Source organism: Nitrosospira multiformis (assembly GCF_900103165.1).
Classification (GTDB): domain Bacteria; phylum Pseudomonadota; class Gammaproteobacteria; order Burkholderiales; family Nitrosomonadaceae; genus Nitrosospira; species Nitrosospira multiformis_D.
This window is the reverse complement of sequence record NZ_FNKY01000001.1, coordinates 1,656,906-1,674,744: the sequence shown is the minus strand read 5'-3', so window position 1 is coordinate 1,674,744 and position 17,839 is coordinate 1,656,906. Positions and strand designations below refer to the sequence as shown.

General features: G+C 52.3%; 17 protein-coding genes. 7 read left to right on the top strand and 10 right to left on the bottom strand.

Annotated features, from left to right (window positions below):
• Positions 1-112 precede the first annotated feature (112 nt).
• The 3 genes from BLR00_RS07540 to BLR00_RS07530 are packed head-to-tail and all read right to left on the bottom strand — an operon-like array spanning position 113 to position 1,759.
• On the bottom strand, positions 113-745 hold the full coding sequence (locus tag BLR00_RS07540; protein WP_176759946.1) for a 4'-phosphopantetheinyl transferase family protein: 633 nt from the start codon (positions 743-745) through the stop codon (positions 113-115).
• Positions 746-782: 37 nt separating this feature from the next.
• Complete coding sequence (locus tag BLR00_RS07535; protein WP_074631801.1) at positions 783-1,529, bottom strand: thioesterase II family protein; 747 nt, start codon at positions 1,527-1,529, stop codon at positions 783-785.
• On the bottom strand, positions 1,529-1,759 hold the full coding sequence (locus BLR00_RS07530; protein WP_074631800.1) for an MbtH family protein: 231 nt from the start codon (positions 1,757-1,759) through the stop codon (positions 1,529-1,531). The genes BLR00_RS07535 and BLR00_RS07530 overlap by 1 nt, the downstream gene beginning before the upstream one ends.
• Positions 1,760-2,263: 504 nt before the next feature.
• Between BLR00_RS07530 and BLR00_RS16625 the strand changes: the two genes are divergently transcribed.
• Entirely contained in the window at positions 2,264-2,983 is a 720-nt protein-coding gene (locus BLR00_RS16625; protein ID WP_176759945.1) for a DVUA0089 family protein, read from the top strand.
• Between the two features lie 40 nt (positions 2,984-3,023).
• Here BLR00_RS16625 and BLR00_RS07520 read toward each other — a convergent pair whose 3' ends face one another.
• The 4 genes from BLR00_RS07520 to BLR00_RS07505 all read right to left on the bottom strand — a co-directional run bounded on the left by BLR00_RS07520 (position 3,024) and on the right by BLR00_RS07505 (position 6,312).
• Positions 3,024-3,230 (bottom strand): FecR/PupR family sigma factor regulator, encoded by a 207-nt coding sequence (locus BLR00_RS07520; protein WP_074631799.1) that lies wholly within the window; start codon positions 3,228-3,230, stop codon positions 3,024-3,026.
• Positions 3,231-3,358: 128 nt separating this feature from the next.
• Entirely contained in the window at positions 3,359-3,871 is a 513-nt protein-coding gene (locus BLR00_RS07515) for an RNA polymerase factor sigma-70 (protein ID WP_074631798.1), read from the bottom strand.
• A 351-nt stretch (positions 3,872-4,222) separates the two neighbouring features.
• On the bottom strand, positions 4,223-6,040 hold the full coding sequence (locus BLR00_RS07510) for a sirohydrochlorin chelatase (RefSeq protein WP_074631797.1): 1,818 nt from the start codon (positions 6,038-6,040) through the stop codon (positions 4,223-4,225).
• An 8-nt stretch (positions 6,041-6,048) separates the two neighbouring features.
• Positions 6,049-6,312, bottom strand: coding sequence for a hypothetical protein (locus tag BLR00_RS07505; protein ID WP_074631796.1), 264 nt, complete (start codon positions 6,310-6,312; stop codon positions 6,049-6,051).
• A gap of 329 nt (positions 6,313-6,641) precedes the next feature.
• Here BLR00_RS07505 and BLR00_RS07500 point away from each other — a divergent pair, with 329 nt between their 5' ends.
• The 6 genes from BLR00_RS07500 (at position 6,642) to BLR00_RS07475 (ending at position 15,230) form a co-directional block, all read left to right on the top strand.
• Positions 6,642-8,018: an efflux transporter outer membrane subunit gene (locus BLR00_RS07500; protein WP_074631795.1), complete on the top strand. Its 1,377-nt coding sequence runs from the start codon at positions 6,642-6,644 to the stop codon at positions 8,016-8,018.
• A gap of 145 nt (positions 8,019-8,163) precedes the next feature.
• Entirely contained in the window at positions 8,164-9,396 is a 1,233-nt protein-coding gene (locus tag BLR00_RS07495; RefSeq protein ID WP_074634193.1) for an efflux RND transporter periplasmic adaptor subunit, read from the top strand.
• A gap of 67 nt (positions 9,397-9,463) precedes the next feature.
• Complete coding sequence (locus BLR00_RS07490) at positions 9,464-12,610, top strand: efflux RND transporter permease subunit (protein ID WP_074631794.1); 3,147 nt, start codon at positions 9,464-9,466, stop codon at positions 12,608-12,610.
• A gap of 234 nt (positions 12,611-12,844) precedes the next feature.
• On the top strand, positions 12,845-13,963 hold the full coding sequence (proB, locus tag BLR00_RS07485; protein WP_074631793.1) for a glutamate 5-kinase: 1,119 nt from the start codon (positions 12,845-12,847) through the stop codon (positions 13,961-13,963).
• A gap of 30 nt (positions 13,964-13,993) precedes the next feature.
• Positions 13,994-14,326 carry a protein tyrosine phosphatase family protein gene (locus BLR00_RS07480; RefSeq protein WP_074631792.1) on the top strand — a complete coding sequence of 111 codons (333 nt, stop codon included), beginning with the start codon at positions 13,994-13,996 and terminating at the stop codon, positions 14,324-14,326.
• A gap of 154 nt (positions 14,327-14,480) precedes the next feature.
• Complete coding sequence (locus tag BLR00_RS07475; RefSeq protein WP_074631791.1) at positions 14,481-15,230, top strand: MBL fold metallo-hydrolase; 750 nt, start codon at positions 14,481-14,483, stop codon at positions 15,228-15,230.
• Between the two features lie 41 nt (positions 15,231-15,271).
• On the opposite strand, the gene BLR00_RS07470 is transcribed toward BLR00_RS07475, so the two are convergent.
• The 3 genes from BLR00_RS07470 to BLR00_RS07460 all read right to left on the bottom strand — a co-directional run bounded on the left by BLR00_RS07470 (position 15,272) and on the right by BLR00_RS07460 (position 17,805).
• Positions 15,272-15,793 carry a CNP1-like family protein gene (locus BLR00_RS07470; protein WP_081346669.1) on the bottom strand — a complete coding sequence of 174 codons (522 nt, stop codon included), beginning with the start codon at positions 15,791-15,793 and terminating at the stop codon, positions 15,272-15,274.
• On the bottom strand, positions 15,790-16,389 hold the full coding sequence (locus BLR00_RS07465; protein ID WP_074631790.1) for a DUF3501 family protein: 600 nt from the start codon (positions 16,387-16,389) through the stop codon (positions 15,790-15,792). Before BLR00_RS07465 ends, BLR00_RS07470 begins: the two co-directional genes overlap by 4 nt.
• Before the next feature lie 87 nt (positions 16,390-16,476).
• Positions 16,477-17,805, bottom strand: a complete 1,329-nt coding sequence (locus BLR00_RS07460) for a heterodisulfide reductase-related iron-sulfur binding cluster (RefSeq protein ID WP_074631789.1) — start codon at positions 17,803-17,805, stop codon at positions 16,477-16,479.
• Positions 17,806-17,839: the final 34 nt, after the last annotated feature.

Here is a 17,839-nt window from a genome sequence, read left to right as displayed (position 1 = left end):
AGAATCCCTGTAAGTCGTCACAACTGGCGAACAATCAAAATTTATATGGAAATCGATACCGATTACTCTGTATTTCAGGAAATGCGGGGGTGATATCTATGGCCGCAACCGGCTACGATTGGAATGTCTTTAGCGCAGAAAACGCTGCATCATTTTTAACCGCCAGTGCCGCGGCGTAACCATCAGGCGCCTTAATGGACCATGCTTTTATGCCCGACCACTCGGGACGCTCGTGTTCGATGCGGTAGCATTCCCCCTCACCTGGCAGAATGGAAATAGCCTGCAAATGCTCGGAAATTCCCTCACCCAGGGCTTTCAACACCGATTCTTTTGCAACCCAGTGCTTAATAAAGTCTTCATCTGTCTTTAATCCGGACTTACGTTCCAATGGCGAAAAAACATAGGCACCCAGACTTTTTACATCGATCTCGTGATCGCGTGATTCAATATCCACGCCAACCTGTCCGCCTGTCGAAAGCGCAATCAGAGCAAAGTAACCGGCATGCGAGACGTTAAACTCGATTCCAGCATCATCCTGTAGAAAAGGCTTGCCATGGTGATTTGCAATAAACCTCAGCGTGTCCGGCGGTAACTCGAGCCGCGAACCCAGTATTCGCCGCAAAGCCGCCCGCGTTGTGACTGAACGTACCTGGTCTTCATGCCTGCGAAACCGTGATGCGTAGGCAAGTTCGTCCTCGCTTAGCAGAACCAGATCCGAATCCGATACCGGCGTCTGCAGATTCATTTTAAGTAACCAGACTTCAACGCCGGAAGGAACAGTTTCAGGAAGAGGCAAGCGCTGCATGGGGGACATCGGATAACTGGGCGGCATCTCCCGCCAGACGTTGCGCCAGAGTGGAAAGAAATGCCTCTTCATGCAACCGGGGAAAGAAATGACCGCCCTCGAACCAATCCAGGGAGCAATTCGCGGCACTTTCAAGTCGCCATGCCTCGAGTTTGGACACGTCAATCTCATCCGCGCGCCCGCTAAAAATATGGATAGGGAGCGGCAGCGGCGGAAATTTCTGATAGCGGAAGCTCGCGCAAATACGATAATCCGCACCCAGCAAACCCAGCGTCATGGACAGTAGCTCAGGATTCCCGAACACCTCTTCCGGTGTCCCATCCTGCTTGCGAAGTTCAGCTATGAGAGATGCGTCGCTATCCTTGTCAGCATAACGTTTCCAATCCTGCTGCGAGGGTGCAGCACACGCGGATACCAATAAGGCCACCGGCAAGGGCCGCATTCTCGCACGCAGACAATGGGCAACCCGGTAAGCCAGCAAGGCCCCCATGCTATGCCCGAAGAGGGCATATCGCTGCGATGGATTCATTGCAAGCTCATCACATAAGCGTGCAGCCAGCGCATCAAAAGTCTTCTCGGGCGTTTCATGCAGACGTTCTCCGCGACCAGGCAACTCGATCGGCTGCACCCTCACCCATGAGGGCAGCCTGCGCCGCCAGCGTAAGTACATGGCTGCACTGGCGCCTGCACAAGGCAAACTGAATAGTGTCAACGGTGCCGGCATTACTGGCCCGCTCCCGATGCCTGTTCGTCCATGAAGCGCCGTAGACTCAAAGGCCGCATGTCGGTCCAGACTCTTTCGATATATTCCAGACAGGTTTTTTTGTCACCGGCTATTTCCGTGTCACGCCAGCCACCCGGTATGGCTTTCCATTCCGGCCAGATTGAATACTGCTCTTCGTGATTAATCAGGACGCGAAATATCCCGTCTTCACGATCAAAACAACTTGTCATAACGGATTCCTGAATTTGATAACTACAGATAAATTCCCGATCCAGTAGATCAGAATGCTTCTTATTCACCTAGACGAATCAGGACGAGGAAAGTACAAAGAAAAAAAACTTGCTTGTTCCTCAATATTAACGATAATGACAATCGTTATCATTATTAACTACGATATCATTAATGCCACTGCGTTAGAGTAAATAGAGTTACGTATTGGAGATCAGAATATCTTCGACGACCGCACTCCCGCTGTCCGAATAGCGGGAGACAAGAAGAGCAAAGGCTCGCTGGTTCTTATGGATAAGCGATGCAGTTGATGGGAAAGACTGCCACGAACGAAATAGCGCGCAGCCACATTGTGGCCAGCTTCAAAAGAGTCATGGGTATTTTTAATAACTTGACAATGGGGGTGAAATTTTCAGAGACGACGCGGTTATTGCGATGATTTGTTCTGGCAATAAGTTAATAATAATTTTTAGAAATTTTTATAGTTAAATATGGAGGGTAATTTAATGGACTCAAAACTTAATAGCAACTTCTTCAAGAAAGCGGGCGTCACAGCATCCCTGTTAACATTATCGCTGCTTGTCAACCCGGCACATGCGGTTAACTGGCAGGAAGCAGGCGATGCGGGTCAATTGCTTGGCACGGCACAAGAGCCCCTCGGCAATGGTCCCCTGAGAAATATCAGGGGTGCTGTTTCGACCAATGCAGATGTCGATCTGTACAAGATCTTCATTTCCGATCCCACCATCTTCTCTGCGTCCGTAACCTCTGTCTCCGGTAACTTTGATTCGGTTCTCGCACTTTTTAATCAAGGCGGTTTCGGAGTATATGGAAATGACGATGCACGCCTCGGTGATTCCAATGCGGGATTACCCGCCGGCAGCCTCCTCGGCCCTCAGGCACCAGGCTGGTACTATTTGGCGATATTTGGTCTTGACACCACCCCTACCAGTGGCAATGGCACCACTCCCGACCATTATATCGCTCCTAATACCAGCGCTCCCTTTACATCAGTTATCGGTGCTTCCGGTCCTGGTGGCGCTTCACCTTTAACAGGATGGGCGCCTGTCGCTCCGGGTGATGTGGTGACTCTCAATGAGGACTACCGTATCAGACTGTCGGGCGTTTCCGTGGTACCTGAACCAGAAACCTACGCCATGTTATTGGCCGGCTTAGGCCTGGTGGGTGCGATGGCTCGCCGCAGGAAAGCTTTTATCGAACGTTAAGTTTGAGTAGGTAAAAGGGGGCTTCGGCCCCTGATCCTGTTTATTCAGGTTCATCAGAGCGTGGAACCAGACCCGTCAACCGCCACACATGGGAAGCTTCCTCATAAGCCGCGCGATTGACAGGATCCTTTTCCAGCCAGGCGATCAATTCATCCTCAGCAACACTGTCCAATGGCGACTCATGTTTGCGTATGATCCACTCGACCGCGGTTTGCCAGACAATATCGTCATGGCGTGAATTTGCCATAAGGTTCACCTTGTGACCAGATCGATCTATATAGATGCCTGGAATCTTCCTGGTTTAGTCTAAATTGACTATTAACCATACAAGGTGATTGTAACTGACATTGAGAATTTATCGACGGAGAAATGAGATCAGATGGATCGAAGCGCGGCCCGGCAATGATCCATTGCATCATGGATCAGGATATTCACCAGAGAAGTCGAGATATCCAGCTTGGAAGCAATTGCGCAGTGCGTATGCCCGTCGAGGCGATGGAGTTCAAAAACCTGTCTCGTCCGTTCAGGGAGCTCCGATAAAGCGTGTGCAATCAGCGTCAGATGCTGCCGGCTGATCGCAGTCGCCTCTGGCGCTCCTATCAGGGCAGGAACGTGCAGCCCTTCTTCCTCGCTTTCAAAAAGCCCTGTCTCAAACGCAGTCCGCCGATGACGATCGATCGCGAGATTTCGCACCATTTGAAGCAGATATGCTAATGGTTGTTTGATATTTAGTATGTCCGCCGCTTCGGTTGCCTTGATATAAGCATCCTGCACAATGTCCTCTGCTCGCTCGGGATTACGCACGATATTCAATGCAACCCGCCGCAGTTGCGCCAGATGAGCGACAAAAACTGTACTTAAATCAGCAGACTGCTGGTCCGGAAGCATTTAACACCCCCTGTTTCACTTATAAACAATAACGAGAATTGTTCTTATTATCATACAAGGAAAAGGTTTTTACAATAGAAGTAAATTGCAATGATGCTCATTGCGGCATATAGTTCGTATAAGATACTGATTATAATATATGTATTTAATATCGGATGGAGGGAAGAAAGGAAGCATGGGGTTGACTGCCGGGTTCCCATTCTCCTTTTTATCCACCGCATTATCGCAAAATGATTCTCATTTTATAATGACTTGATCTACAGGCCTGGGAAGCCATGTAGGGAAGCGAATGCAGGCTGACTCAACCCGGCCTGCCCGCCCCTGTTTTCCAACACCTGTTTCCAGCGGCACTTACCACCATAACCATTTTTCCGGATAGGGAGAATGACTCTTCGCCTCCACCGTGGTCATACCGGTACGGCGAATATCAGCGAATCGTGCCAGCCCCACCCTGACTTGCTCATCTACCCATTGAACAAACATCGGATGCGGTGCAAAGCCGCTACCCAGATCATATTCAAGCCCGGAAAGAAATTTGTCTTCAGGGCCTTGCCCGGTGGTTCGCGCGGGGATGACGATCGCTTTTCCCCCTTCCGTTTTTGCGTCCTCAACCATTGCACGTATTTTGTCCACCCACGGTGCGCGCTTGTCGGGCCAGTCTTCACGCCAGGTGGCCACCCGGATTGCATGGAACTCCTTTCCACCACTCTTGCGCATCTGCTCCGCCATATCTTCCAGCGCCTGGGTCCACAGCTCGTTCTGGTGGTCGCTGCCGGAACCGTGCGCGATCAGAATTACCGTGTCGCGAGCGGGATTTTTGGAGAGTGTGCGTGCCCGTTCAAGCAGCGCGGCGGCAAACAAGGGGCTGGCACCCAGGCCGCCCACCGTCTGAATGGGCAGGCTGGTGCGAATACGAGGTGCCGGAACGGAGGGGGCTGCCCCATGTCCATGACTATGACCATACCCAGCATGGACATCTGCGGTGTCCTGCGCCACACCTTCGATATCCAGTCCGATCATACGTTCGACAGGCTTGCGGAAACTGCTTTCCATGGCAAATACGCGCACGATTACCGCCGCTTTTGCGCCGCGCTGCTCCAGCTTGCGGAGCGCGCGTTCAATAGTTGGCTGATCCGCCATGGAGAATACGAACTCGATTTTATACTGCTTCATCAACGGCTGGACCGCCTCGCGCATGGTCTCGTTCCAATTGAAGTCGGAGCCATGGGACAGGATGACAACACCGACGTCTTCCCTGGCAAGCGGTTGACTTTGATTGGCTTCACGTTGCAGCCAGGTGGCCAAATTTATGGTAGCCGAGTTGGCATCCGCGCGAACTTCCGAACCACCATCGGCCAGAAATTTAGTGCCGGGAGGCAACAGTTGCTGAAGTCTCGCATCGAACGACATCATGCTGTCGAGCTTGGGACCGAGATGAAACGGTATCACGACAGTCTTGCGGCCGCCATCACCATCCCCATTCACGGCGTCAGCCAGCTCCCGCGTTAATTTTTCGGTGCGCGCTACTGCATCATCATCTTTTTTCTTTTTATCATGCCCGATCAATATATTGATGGATGCAAAGCCGAACCCGGCAGCGGCTTTCTCAGCAATACGCTTCCAGTCCGCCTGCATCTTCCGCTCGCTGTCGCTATCGACCGCCCCATAACCGACAACGATCAGATTCGTATCCGCCGGTTGCGGGATGGTACGGAATTTATCCGCCAGATCCTCAACCGCAAAGTAACTCTCGCCATAAGGACGCGTGTAGGAAACGGGTACATCGAGCTTCTCGCGTTCCAGCAACTGATGGACGAGCTCATAGCGCGGCGCCGCCGCGGAAATGAACAGGGGAATTACCACGATGCGCTCAGCCCCTTTCTTCAGCAGCCTATCCAGGCTGTTCCTGAGGTATTTCCCGGTACGCTCATCGGTGACAAAAATCAACGAGGCATTGCGTGTCTTTGCAAATAACTGGAACTCATCGATAATTTCTTCATTGCCGATAAAGCCGCGATCCTCTGCCACAACCAGGAAGCCTGTCTGCCTGTCCCTTCTGCTCAGCGCCTCATCCGCAAAACCAGGCCTGATCGATGCCGCTACCAACAATGCCGTCAAGGTAATCCAGTAAAAACGTTTAAACCTTGACATATATTCTTGCGTGTTCATGGATCTCCTTATTGATAATCCGCGTACATAATACTCGCAGGATTGACGAAAAAATAGAACGCCGGATCAAGTGCCATGCGGGTGACATAATAGACGAATAAATAAACGGATCCCGACTGCACGCCATAGGAAGAAGCATTGATGGCTTGACGTTCAATTACCTGCCGTTCCGGTAATCCTGAAATAGAAATTCGACTATCCTTCATGCGCGCACGATTATGGTATTCAACGTAATCCCGCACAGCTGCGCCTGAGAAGCGATCCAGAACCATTTAGCCCCCTTCACAAACACTAACGAGAATTGTTCTTATTATCATACATGAGATAATGCTATATAATAATTGTTTGTTCCACTTAGCTGATACCGACCCTTATCAAAAAATTTGTATTTACAGGGTTATCTTTTGCTCCCCCCATAAATAGGAACAGAATCCCACGATTGCTGCATGGAACAGCTACATCTACGGTGCCAGAAAAATCAGACAAAATTTGTTGTAAGACGATAGCAGATTCGTCTATATATTTTTGTCACGGCAATTTAGCCGCTATAGGCTTCCCTGGACTCCTGCTACCAATTGGCCTCTCAATCTGGCGAAAACACATGCCAAAGATCCTTGGGCTAACCATTCTCTCAATTTTCCTGCTAAGTATTGGCGGTTGCAAAACAGCGCCGGAGCGGCGTACCGATGATGCTGGAGCTAAAATACCAGCCCACTGGAGCGGGACCGGTGAATCCGGCCAACCGGCGCCGGAACATTGGGTGGAAACGTTTGGCGACCCTGATTTGAGCGCACTGGTGCATAGCGCGCTGGCTGACAACTATGACCTGAAAGCGGCAGCCACCCGGGTAAACGCGGCCATAGCCCAGGCGCGAATCGATGGCTCTTTACTCTGGCCTCAAGTATTTTTTAATCCGGATCACCAGCGAGCACAAATTCGCGAGCAAGGATTTGGGTCGGCAAAATTCAGTGTATTCGAAGCCATATTCAGTCTGAACTGGGAGCTGGATGTATGGGGCCGCATTCGCGACTTCAGGCAGGCAGCGATTCGGGACGCCGATGCGATCGCAGCTGACCTGCATGGTGCACGGTTATCCCTGGCAGCACGAATTGCGCAAAGCTATTTCGACCTGGCCGAGGCCAGGCTTCAGTCCGAGGTAGCCGAGCAATCGGTCAGAGATCGCCGTACGATTGTCCAGCTGGTACGTGGACGCTTTGCACGTGGCATAACGAATGCCCTGGACTTGCGCCTTGCGCTCACCGACCTCGCCACCGCTGAGTCGGAACTTACTGGAGCTCGCAATCAGATCCAGATAGTCATCCGCCGGTTGGAAGTGCTGCTTGGACGTTATCCCGCAGGACGCCTGACTGAAGCTTCCACCCTTCCGGAACCTCCGCCCGGCCTTCCTTCCGGATTGCCTTCCGAATTGCTCGAGCGGCGGCCCGATCTCATTGCGGCTTTCAATCGCCTGCTGGCTGCCGACTCCCGCGTGGAAAGCTCGAAAAAACTATTGCTACCGAGAATTGTCCTAACTGCGGCAGGAGGCACGCGCAGTACAGCCCTAACCGATCTGGTTGATCCTCGCTCCCTTGCCTGGAATGTGGTGATCGGAATGCTGCAGCCACTATTCACCGGCGGACGTATTCGCGGAGAGATCCATCTGAACGAGGCACGCGCGGAGGAAGCTGTCAATCTATACAAGAGCACGGCACTCAATGCTTTTCGCGAAGTAGAACAGGTGCTGGCCACGGATGAGTGGTTGCGTGAACAAGAAAAAGCGCTACGGCATGCCGTCGAACAAACGGAAGCGAGCCGAAAATTGGCTATCTATTCTTATCAGCTTGGCATTATTGAAATTCTGACACTGCTGGATAGCTATCGCAGCACATTGAATGCACAAAGCGCTCATCTCTCTGTCAAACGCCAGTTACTCACCAATCGAATCAACCTTTATCTGGCATTGGGAGGTGGCGTTTGAAAATCAAGGAACCTCTGAGTAAGGTTCCGGAATGGTCGACTCCTTTTACCGGTAGCCTGACATCGCGGCATACCTGGAAAGCACAATGGCCTGGAAGCCTGGAAACGCGTTCCAAGAAAGACTTGTCCAGAGGGTCACTATAAGCATGCTGAAAAATTCAAAACGTAAAGGCATGCTGAAAATTATCGCTCCCATCCTTGTTGTACTCGCTGGCATCAGTATTTCCTGGGCGATTGTCGTCCATCGGCCACCATTAAAATCGCAAATATCGGAAAACGAAGTACCGCTGGTGCAGGTAATCCAGGTCGAGCCGCAGACCGTCAAACTGAACATTCACTCCCAGGGTGTCGTCGTGCCCCGCACGGAGATCGATCTGGTGCCAGAGGTAGCGGGTCAGATAATCCGGCTCCATCCCAGCCTTGTCGCGGGAGGATTCTTCGAAGCCGGCGATATACTGGTCACCATAGATCCGCGTGATTACGACTATGCAATCGCCCAAGCACGTGCCCGGATTGCCGAAGCTGAACGGCAGGTGATGATGGAGGAAGCCCAGTCGGAGCAGGCGCGCAATGAGTGGCATTCCCTTGGTGAAGGACAGCCATCGGCCCTGACTCTGCGCGAACCGCAACTGGCGGAAGCCCGCGCCAAATTGAAAGCAGCGCAAGCCGATCTGACCAAGGCTCATTTACAACGTAGCCGATGCGAGTGGCGCGCACCATTTGCCGGAAGGGTGCGGGAGAAGCACATCGGTCTCGGGCAGTATGTTCAACTAGGCGAAAAACTCGCCCGGCTATATGCGATTGACGTCGTGCAGGTACGCCTGCCTTTGGCCACCGATCAGTTTGCTTATCTCGATGTGCTGCTGGATCACCGCAATAGCAAACAGGAAACAGGTCCTAAAGTAATTTTAAGTACAGAATTCGCAGGCGCCCTCCGGCATTGGGAAGGCCGCATCGTCCAAGCCGAAGGCGCCCTGGATGAAGAAACCGGCCTTCTCCACGCCGTGGCTGAGGTAAAAGATCCTTATGCCGTTAAATTGGACCAGCCGCCGCTTATGCCCGGATTGTTCGTGAAGGCTGAAATTGAGGGACGAGAACAAACCGATGTATTCATACTGCCGGCTGGCACAGTAAACGCCTCTCATGAAGCATTGCTGGTTGACGAAAAAGACCACCTGCACATTCGCCGCATGAACATATTGCGTAGTGAGCCTGATCGAGTCCTTGTCAAGGGAGGTCTGAATGCGGGAGATCGAGTAGTGATCTCCGGAATCCAGATTCCGGTGGAGGGTATGAAAGTCAGGACCGAGATCGTAGCGCCTGGGCAGAAATCTGATACACCCGTATTGGACACTTCCATGCCGGACGCAACACCGTGAAGTTTTGTTTTTTTCCTTCTGTCAGATGCTTTTCACTTTCAGTTAAGGAAGGAATCAAGTGAGGCCAATGCTCGGTGCTTCACTCCCCTCTGGCTTGATCGCGTGGTTTGCCGCCAATCCCATTGCCGCCAATTTGCTGATGCTGCTGATTCTCTTCGGTGGTGCTGGTAGTCTGCTTCTGATGGACAAGGAGGTATTCCCCCGGTTTATGCCTCATCAAATCGAAGTCCGAGCGATCTATCCCGGCGCGGGCCCCCTGGAACTCGAGGAATCGGTTTGTATACGCATCGAAGAAGCAATCTACAGTTTATCCGGAGTAAAACAGCTTAAGACGGCGATCATCGAAGGGGAGTGCCTCGTCAAGGTAATGGTCTTACCGAACTATGACAAGAATCAGGTAATGAATGCTGTGCAGGGACGGGTGCAAGCCATACAGCGCCTGCCGAAAGGACTGGAAAAAATTGAGGTGCTGCCGGGCAACCGCATCGGCGACGATGGCGTTATCTGGGTGGCGTTACACGGCCCTACGGACGCACTTACGCTCAAGCGCCTGAGCGACCGCATCCAGGGTGATCTGTCGCAGATACCCGGCGTAACCCGCGCACATAACTATTACGATCTGCCTTACGAGATCGCTATCGAGGTTTCTTCCGAGCGGCTGCGTCAGTTCCGCGTATCCCTGAATGAAGTAACCGAAACCATTCGGCGTGCTTCGGTGGACTTGCCCGGCGGCGTAATAAAAAATCCGATGGGCGAACTATTACTTCGGGTCAAAGGCAGAGCCCAGGATGACGTCTCGGTCGGGAATCTGGTGGTGCGAACCAATTCGGATGGCAGTCGCGTGCTGCTTCGCGACGTCGCGGTGATCAAGGACGGTCTGGAGGAGCGTCTGTCGGAGTGGCATCACAACGGAGAAACAGCGCAGGGCTGGGAGATCCATGCTGAAAAGGATAGCGTTGCGGTAGCGCGCCGGGTTAAAGCTTATGTGGCGGAAATGAAAACTCAGCTGCCGCAAGGGGTGGGACTGATTACCTGGTGGGATGACTCGCAAGCTTACGAGGAGCGAATCGGAACATTGCTTGAAGATGGCCTAACCGGCTTTGTTCTGGTTTGCCTGATACTCACTTTATTTCTCCAGCTTAAAGTGGCGATCTGGGCGGGTATCGGGATACTCACTTCGATTTTTGGCGCTTTCTGGTTGATGCCGGCGCTGGACGTATCACTTAATATGTTATCCCTGTTCGGCTTTCTTCTAGCCATGGGAATTCTGGTGGATGATGCCATTATCATAGGCGAATCCATATACGCCAAGCAGGAGGCTGCGGATGCCGCCGGTTCGCCAGGGTCCGGCACCGGACAGCCGCTCATGGCAGGAGCCATGAGGAATCTTGCCTATCTGGAAGCCGCCATATCCGGAGCCCGCGAGGTTTCACTGCCGGTTATCATCGCAGTCATGATCGTCCTTGTTGCCTTTCTACCTGGTTTATTTTTGCCGGGCTGGGCGGGTCAGATGATGAAGCCAATTTGTGTGGTGATGATCCTGACTTTGGTGTTTTCACTCATTGAAGCGCTGCTGATTTTACCTTCCCATCTCGCAGTCCCCTCCAAACCGAATGCATCGTACACCCCTCTGCTGCGGGTACGGACCGCCCTGAATCAAGGTTTGCAGCGTTTTATCCATAGGGTTTATGGCCCATTGCTGAAAAAAGCCCTCGCCTGGCGATATCTTACTGTTGCTGCGTTCGCCGTGCTGATGATGCTGGCTAGCGCATTGGTGGCGGGAGGTTATGTTCGGCTTTCTTTGCAAGCCGACGTTACGAAGGACAGCTTCTGGGTCACACTGAAATTGCCCAAAGATCTTCCCTATAGTGAAACCCGCCGGATCGCGGAAAAAGTGGAACGTGCGTTAATGGAAGTTCAAAGCGAACTGGACAAAGAAGCCAGAATTCGTGACCCTGATATGCAGGAAAGTGTCATTGTCGGCGTGGAAACAATCATCACGGAGCATGAGGCTGGTTTCTGGACCGAATTATCGCCCGCGGGACGAAAGCATATTGTTGTGGAGGATTTCATCCGCGAGTGGCGCAAACGCATTGGTGACATAGGCCGCGCCAAGATTGAATTCCTTTATAAGGAAGGTGATCTCCCCTACGATATTGAGTTTGATTTAGGGCATCCTGATCCCGCGACTCTTGCCGTGGCGGCTGCTCAATTCAAGCAAAAACTGGCGGGATATCCCGGCGTATACGATGTAGTGGATTCCGCCGAACCGGGTAAACCAGAAGTTCGCCTACGCTTGAAACCGGAGGCCGAGCACCTGGGGCTTCGGCTGGAAGACGTCGCGGAACAAATGCGGCATGCGTATCACGGTGATGAAGTGCATCGGCTCCAAAGAGGGCGCAACGAGGTCAAAGTAATAGTGCGTCTGCCTCGCAGCGAGAGAGAATCTTTGCATGACATGCAAAGTCTTCCCATACGGCTGCCAAATGGGGCACAAGCACCTTTGGGAACATTGGCGGAGATCGACGTGGTGGCCGGCCAGTCCTTGCTGATCCGCCAGGATCGACAGCGCATCCTGAAAATTCAAGCCCAGATCGATCCCGACGTGACAGACGTCAATGCCGTCCATAATGGCTTGGCGGCGGAAGAAATATTGCAATTAAAACAACAGTTCCCTGGACTGGATGTCAACATCGGTGAAGAGCGCCAGGAGCAGGAAGAAACCGCCCAAACCCTGCTATTCCTGACTGCGATTGCTTTGACGGTAATTTACGCCTTGATTGCAATTCCGTTCCAGTCTTATGTAAAGCCGCTCATCTTTTTGCTCGGTGCCCCCGTCGCCTGGAGTGGCGCGGTATGGGCGCACTGGCTGCTTGGCTTCACGGTGTCCATGGAGTCGCTGGTTGGCATGATAGCCGCAAGCGGCGTGGTGGTGAATGACAGTCTGGTCCTGCTGGACTATGTTCACAAGAGAGGGGATTCCGATGAGCCCACTGCAAACCTGATTCTCGAAGCCTGTACGGCGCGCTTTCGTCCGATCTTGCTGGCCTTCCTGACTAATTTCGTCGGTTTTCTTCCCATCCTGCTGGAAACCAGCGAGCAGGCCCAGTTTCTGGTCCCGATGACGCTTTCTTTGACTGTTGGCCTGATGATTGGCATGACTGCCAGCCTCATACTGACACCGGTCTGTTATGCCATTGTAGAGAAATCCTGATTCAGACTGCCTGATCAGCTGGCGAAATCCGTGTTTCATGTCGTCAAGTAAGCAGCAATATAGCAGGCTGCTCGCCTGCAAGTCAGCGTGACCAGTGCGCTGACGCTATCTTTATAAAGCGCTTGGCAAAGATTATACTTGCGCTTACATTCAATTCCTCCAGCAGTTCTTATTGTCAGCTCAAATCTGTAAGGAATTAACTGTTCCTCGCGAAAAAAACAGGCAAAACCAGGCATGCAATCCATTGTAAAACAGTCGCGGCGCATCGTTGTTAAAGTCGGCAGCAGCCTTGTCACCAACCAGGGACAGGGGCTCGACCATGCCGCGCTCGCGCGCTGGGCGGAGCAGATCGCCAAGCTCAAAGAAATGGGCAAGGAAGTCGTGCTGGTTTCTTCCGGCGCGATCGCGGAAGGCATGCAGCGTCTGAACTGGAAGAAACGCCCTCACGCGCTGCACGAGTTGCAGGCTGCCGCCGCCGTCGGACAGATGGGCCTGGTACAGGCGTATGAATCCTGTTTCCGCAAGCACAATATACAGGCAGCTCAAGTGTTGCTCACGCATGAGGATTTGTCGGACCGCAAGCGATACTTGAATGCTCGTTCGACTCTGATTACGCTGCTAAGCCTGAACGTCATTCCTGTCATTAACGAAAATGACACCGTAGCGACCGACGAAATCCGTTTTGGTGATAACGATACACTTGCCGCATTGGTAACCAACCTGATCGAAGCTGACGTATTGGTGATTCTCACCGACCAGGGTGGGTTATTCACTGCCGACCCGCGTAAGGATGCGAAAGCCATACTGGTAGAGGAAGCTCGCGCCGGAGACCCGGCAATCGAAGCCATGGCGGGCGGAGCTGGCAGCGCCATAGGCCGCGGTGGCATGCTGACCAAAGTAATAGCCGCAAAACGTGCGGCGCGCAGCGGTGCCCACACCGTCATCGCGTCCGGGCACGAAACCGGCGTCCTGCTTCTTCTCGCTGAAGGAAAAGCCATCGGCACGCAATTGCTGGCGGAAACCATGACATTGGCGGCGCGCAAGCAATGGCTCGCCGATCACCTGCAAATGCGCGGGAACGTCATACTGGACGAAGGAGCGGTAAAAGCACTCATGGGTAGCGGCAAAAGTCTTTTATCGATAGGTGTGACGGATGTTCATGGTGATTTCGAGCGTGGTGAGGTGGTGGGTTGTCTTGATCCGGCTGGCAGGGAAATCGCCCGTGGGCTGGTTAATTATAACGCGGCTGAAACACGGAGAATCCTGCGGCGGGCCAGTAACGAAATCGAATCCATCCTGGGATATGTGGGAGAACCGGAACTCATTCATAGGAACAATCTGGTTCTGCTATAGTATGAATCAATACTCTTCGAAGGATGCTCTATGAAATCGCTCACCAGACTTGACGCCAATTTCTCGACCAGCCCGCAAATCGACCTGGAGGACTTACCTGATATTAAAGCAGCGGGATTCAAAAGCATAATTTGTAACCGGCCCGATAGCGAGGATGGCGGTATTCATCCGGATCACAATCTTCTTGAAGAGACAGCGAAGAAATTGGGGCTGGAATTTGCCTACCTGCCGGTCGTGCCCGGTCAAATAAACGATACGAACGTTGCCACTTTCAAGACAGTGATCGCCAATTTACCTGGCCCGACCATGGGCTATTGCCGGCTGGGGATTCGTTCAAAGATCCTCTACGAACGATCACGGTAATACGCTCTTCGATTCAGCCTAGTCTGTAATGCCACGATCCTAAATCCGGCGGTTGACCGCTCGCTTTTTAGTTTAACATCATGATCCACAAAGACTGTGTATCCTACTTGACCTTCACCTTCTTGGTGAATTCGCTGCAGCTGCCGGATTTAGAATGATATTCCGGCAATTGTTCGAGCCTTTGTCCAGCACCTTCACATACCTGCTCGGCTGCGAGGAAACCGGGCAGGCCGTGTTGATTGATCCGGTGATTGTGTCCATGGATCGTGATCTGGCTGAACTCAGCCGCCTCGGACTGAGTTTAGCCTATAGCGTTGAAACGCATATTCACGCGGACCACATCACCGCCGCACTTGAACTGAAAAAGCAGGTAGGCAGCAAAATCGCCGTACCAGCTTTCGACCGGCTATCCTGCACAGATTTTGGTATTGAAGAAGGCAAATCGTTGCAGGTAGGAGGCATTGCATTGCAACCGTTACATACGCCTGGGCATACCGACGGGCACTTTGCTTACCAATGCGGTAACAGGGTCTTTACCGGCGATGCCCTCCTGATTGAAGGGTGCGGGCGTACCGATTTCCAGAACGGCGATATGGACGCATTATATAAAAGCGTGAAGGAAAAGCTGTTTTCGTTACCGGATGACTGTCTGGTATATCCGGCCCATGACTATAACGACCGGCGGGTTTCCTCCATTGCACAAGAAAAAAAACGCAACCCCCGGTTGGGAACTCACCGCACTTTGGAAGAGTTTAGGGAGATCATGGCAAGTCTCAAATTGCCATATCCGACGTTTATGGATTATGCCGTGCCGGGAAACCGGCAGTGCGGTGTCTGCCCCGATGATTTACCGGAGAATCTGCAGAAATACTGCCGGCATATGACGGATAGTCCCCAGGGATAGCGCACTTTTTGACCTTACTGGTTAATCCGCACGATAGGGACTCAGTAACGCACGGCGCGCGGGTGGATCCCAGCTTTCAACGCACTGATAGCCTCCTCCGCATCTTTCACCATATGGATTCCGAGGGGGCAGAAGTAATACCGGTAGAGTGCCCGCTGGGCGTAATTCTGGGCAATATTTTCCAGGTCAGCCCATTTAGACAGCCTTGCCCGGCTCCAGGTATTATCGCTGCGGCCGTAGGCATAAGTTCTTTTCTCTGCAGTCTGGCAGCGTATTCCCTCATAACTCACGTTCATCGCCCCTGAGGGCGATTTGACCACAAGGCTATAGCGCACTACGCTATCCTCTCCTACCGCAATGGAGGAGGCATCGACGTAATGAAGGTTGTTACTGGCCGGACCAGCATCAAATTGCAGCATGTTTTCCGGCTGGGGATAGCTCGGCAATTGTGTCTGGAGTTCGATCCAGGGTTTTTCATGATCAAATTCATACTCGAATTTATTTTGCTGGGCATCAGCCGCAATCGGCAGAAAGCATAACAACGTCAGGAATTTTTTCATCATGTAGCCAAATCCGCGGTCAAATCATTGATTAAAGCGTCGCGCACCGTTCCTGTTACCGGTTTAGCTGGAACCTCATACGCGGGATGGGCGATGCCCATGCTCAAAGGGGCACCCTGGCGCAATGCCTTTATCATCCCGTTGCCCAGCTCAAAACGCAAAAAATGCACCGAGGAGGTTTTTTCCGCGTTTTCCCGCTCGAGATCCTCATCGGCGATGGCGTAAACCGGGTCATGGTCATGTACCCTTACCCATACTCTATCCTCGATACCCGTCAATTCCGCCAGTCTGGCAGCGCGCTCGACCGGATCTGGATATTCAATCATCATGGTAGCTTTCCAGTTGCCGCCGTCAGGAACCAGGGGGCCGTACGCATCCAATTCGTCGAGTATGCCCTCTTCCTCAAAAATCTTCTCTACCCGCAACATTTCCTGGATCTGATACCGTATGGTCAACTCATCCTCGAAAATGAGCGTCACGTTTTCGCCCAGATAAACTTTGCGGTTTTTTTTGTGCGCCATCACCTTGGCGCGGAATTCCTGCCGCGCTTTGGCATAGGCTTCCAGTGTCATCAGGCTATCGCGGGTAATTTGAGGCATGATTGATAGATAGTTCCGAATTGGCGTAACAAGAATGGTTATGGATAAATATGCCGCCTGGAGTTGAGCCGTTCAGTCATGACCTGTTCAGAGTCCGTAAGCGATCCGTATCAGCGTCAATGGGTGCTGCTTCTGCGCCCTGTTCTCACCCATACCCTGCTGAATATGGCGCCCGGCGATGGCACAGTCGGAACTAATGTAATCGGGGCCGGGTGCGGCCATCTGCTTGAACACCGGCTTGCCGATCTTCATGGAATCGGCGAAGTGCTCGCTTTTGACTCCCCACGTGCCATCATGACCGGAGCAACGCTCCACCACGCTCACCTTGGTTCCGGGAATCATTTGCAGCATGTCCTTCGTCTTCTGCCCGACATTCTGCACCCGTAAATGGCAGGGGATATGGTAGGAAACATTCCCCAATGGCTGCTTGAAATCGGTTTTCAGCAGACCGTCCCGATTACGCAGCATCAGGTACTCGAACGGATCGAACATGGCTGCCGCTACTGCTTGCACGTCGTCATCCTCGGGAAACATGAGCGGCAATTCCTGCTTGTACATCAGTGTGCACGAAGGCACGGCTGCGAGTATCGCATAACCTTCCTTCGCCAGTTTTACCAGGTGGGGAATATTCACTTTTTTGAGCTCATTCACCGCATCCAGATCACCCAGTTCCAGCTTTGGCATGCCGCAACAAACCTCTTTTTCCACCAGACATGCCGGAATCTCGTTGTGCTCGAGTATTTTCAATAAATCGTGTCCAATGCCAGGTTCATTGTAATTCACGTAGCAGGTAGCATAAATCGCCACCTTTCCCGATGTCCTGGCACCATTGCGAACTTCATGAGAGGAATTGACCCTGGCATTCTTACGAAATTTGTGGCTGTCGTAATCGGGCAGTACCCGTTCGGCGTGAATACCCAGCATGCTATCCATCAACTTGCGGGCGGCAGGCGTCTTGTTAACGGCGTTTACCGTCTGGGCCACTACTGGAATGCTGGCCAGCTTACCCATGAGATCAGTACTGGAAAGCAATTTATCACGGAAACCGGTTTCCCCTTTTTTATACTTGACCGCTTTGGCTCGCAGCATCAGGTGCGGAAAATCAATATTCCATGGATGAGGAGGCACATAGGGACACTTCGTCATGAAACACATATCGCAAAGATAACAGCGATCCACCACTTCCCAGAGGTTCTGTTTTTCCACCCCATCCAATTCGCCGGTAGTCCCGTCATCGATAAGATCGAACAGTCGTGGAAAAGCCGTGCATAGATTGACGCAACGGCGGCAGCCATGACAGATGTCGAAGACGCGCTCCATCTCCTGAAATAGCTTCGGCTCATCATAAAAATCCGAATTTACCCAGTCGAGCGGATGCCGCTTCGGAGGCTCCAGACTGCCTTCACGAGTGGTCATGGCAAAATGGAAATAGATAAAAGAATTAAAGAAA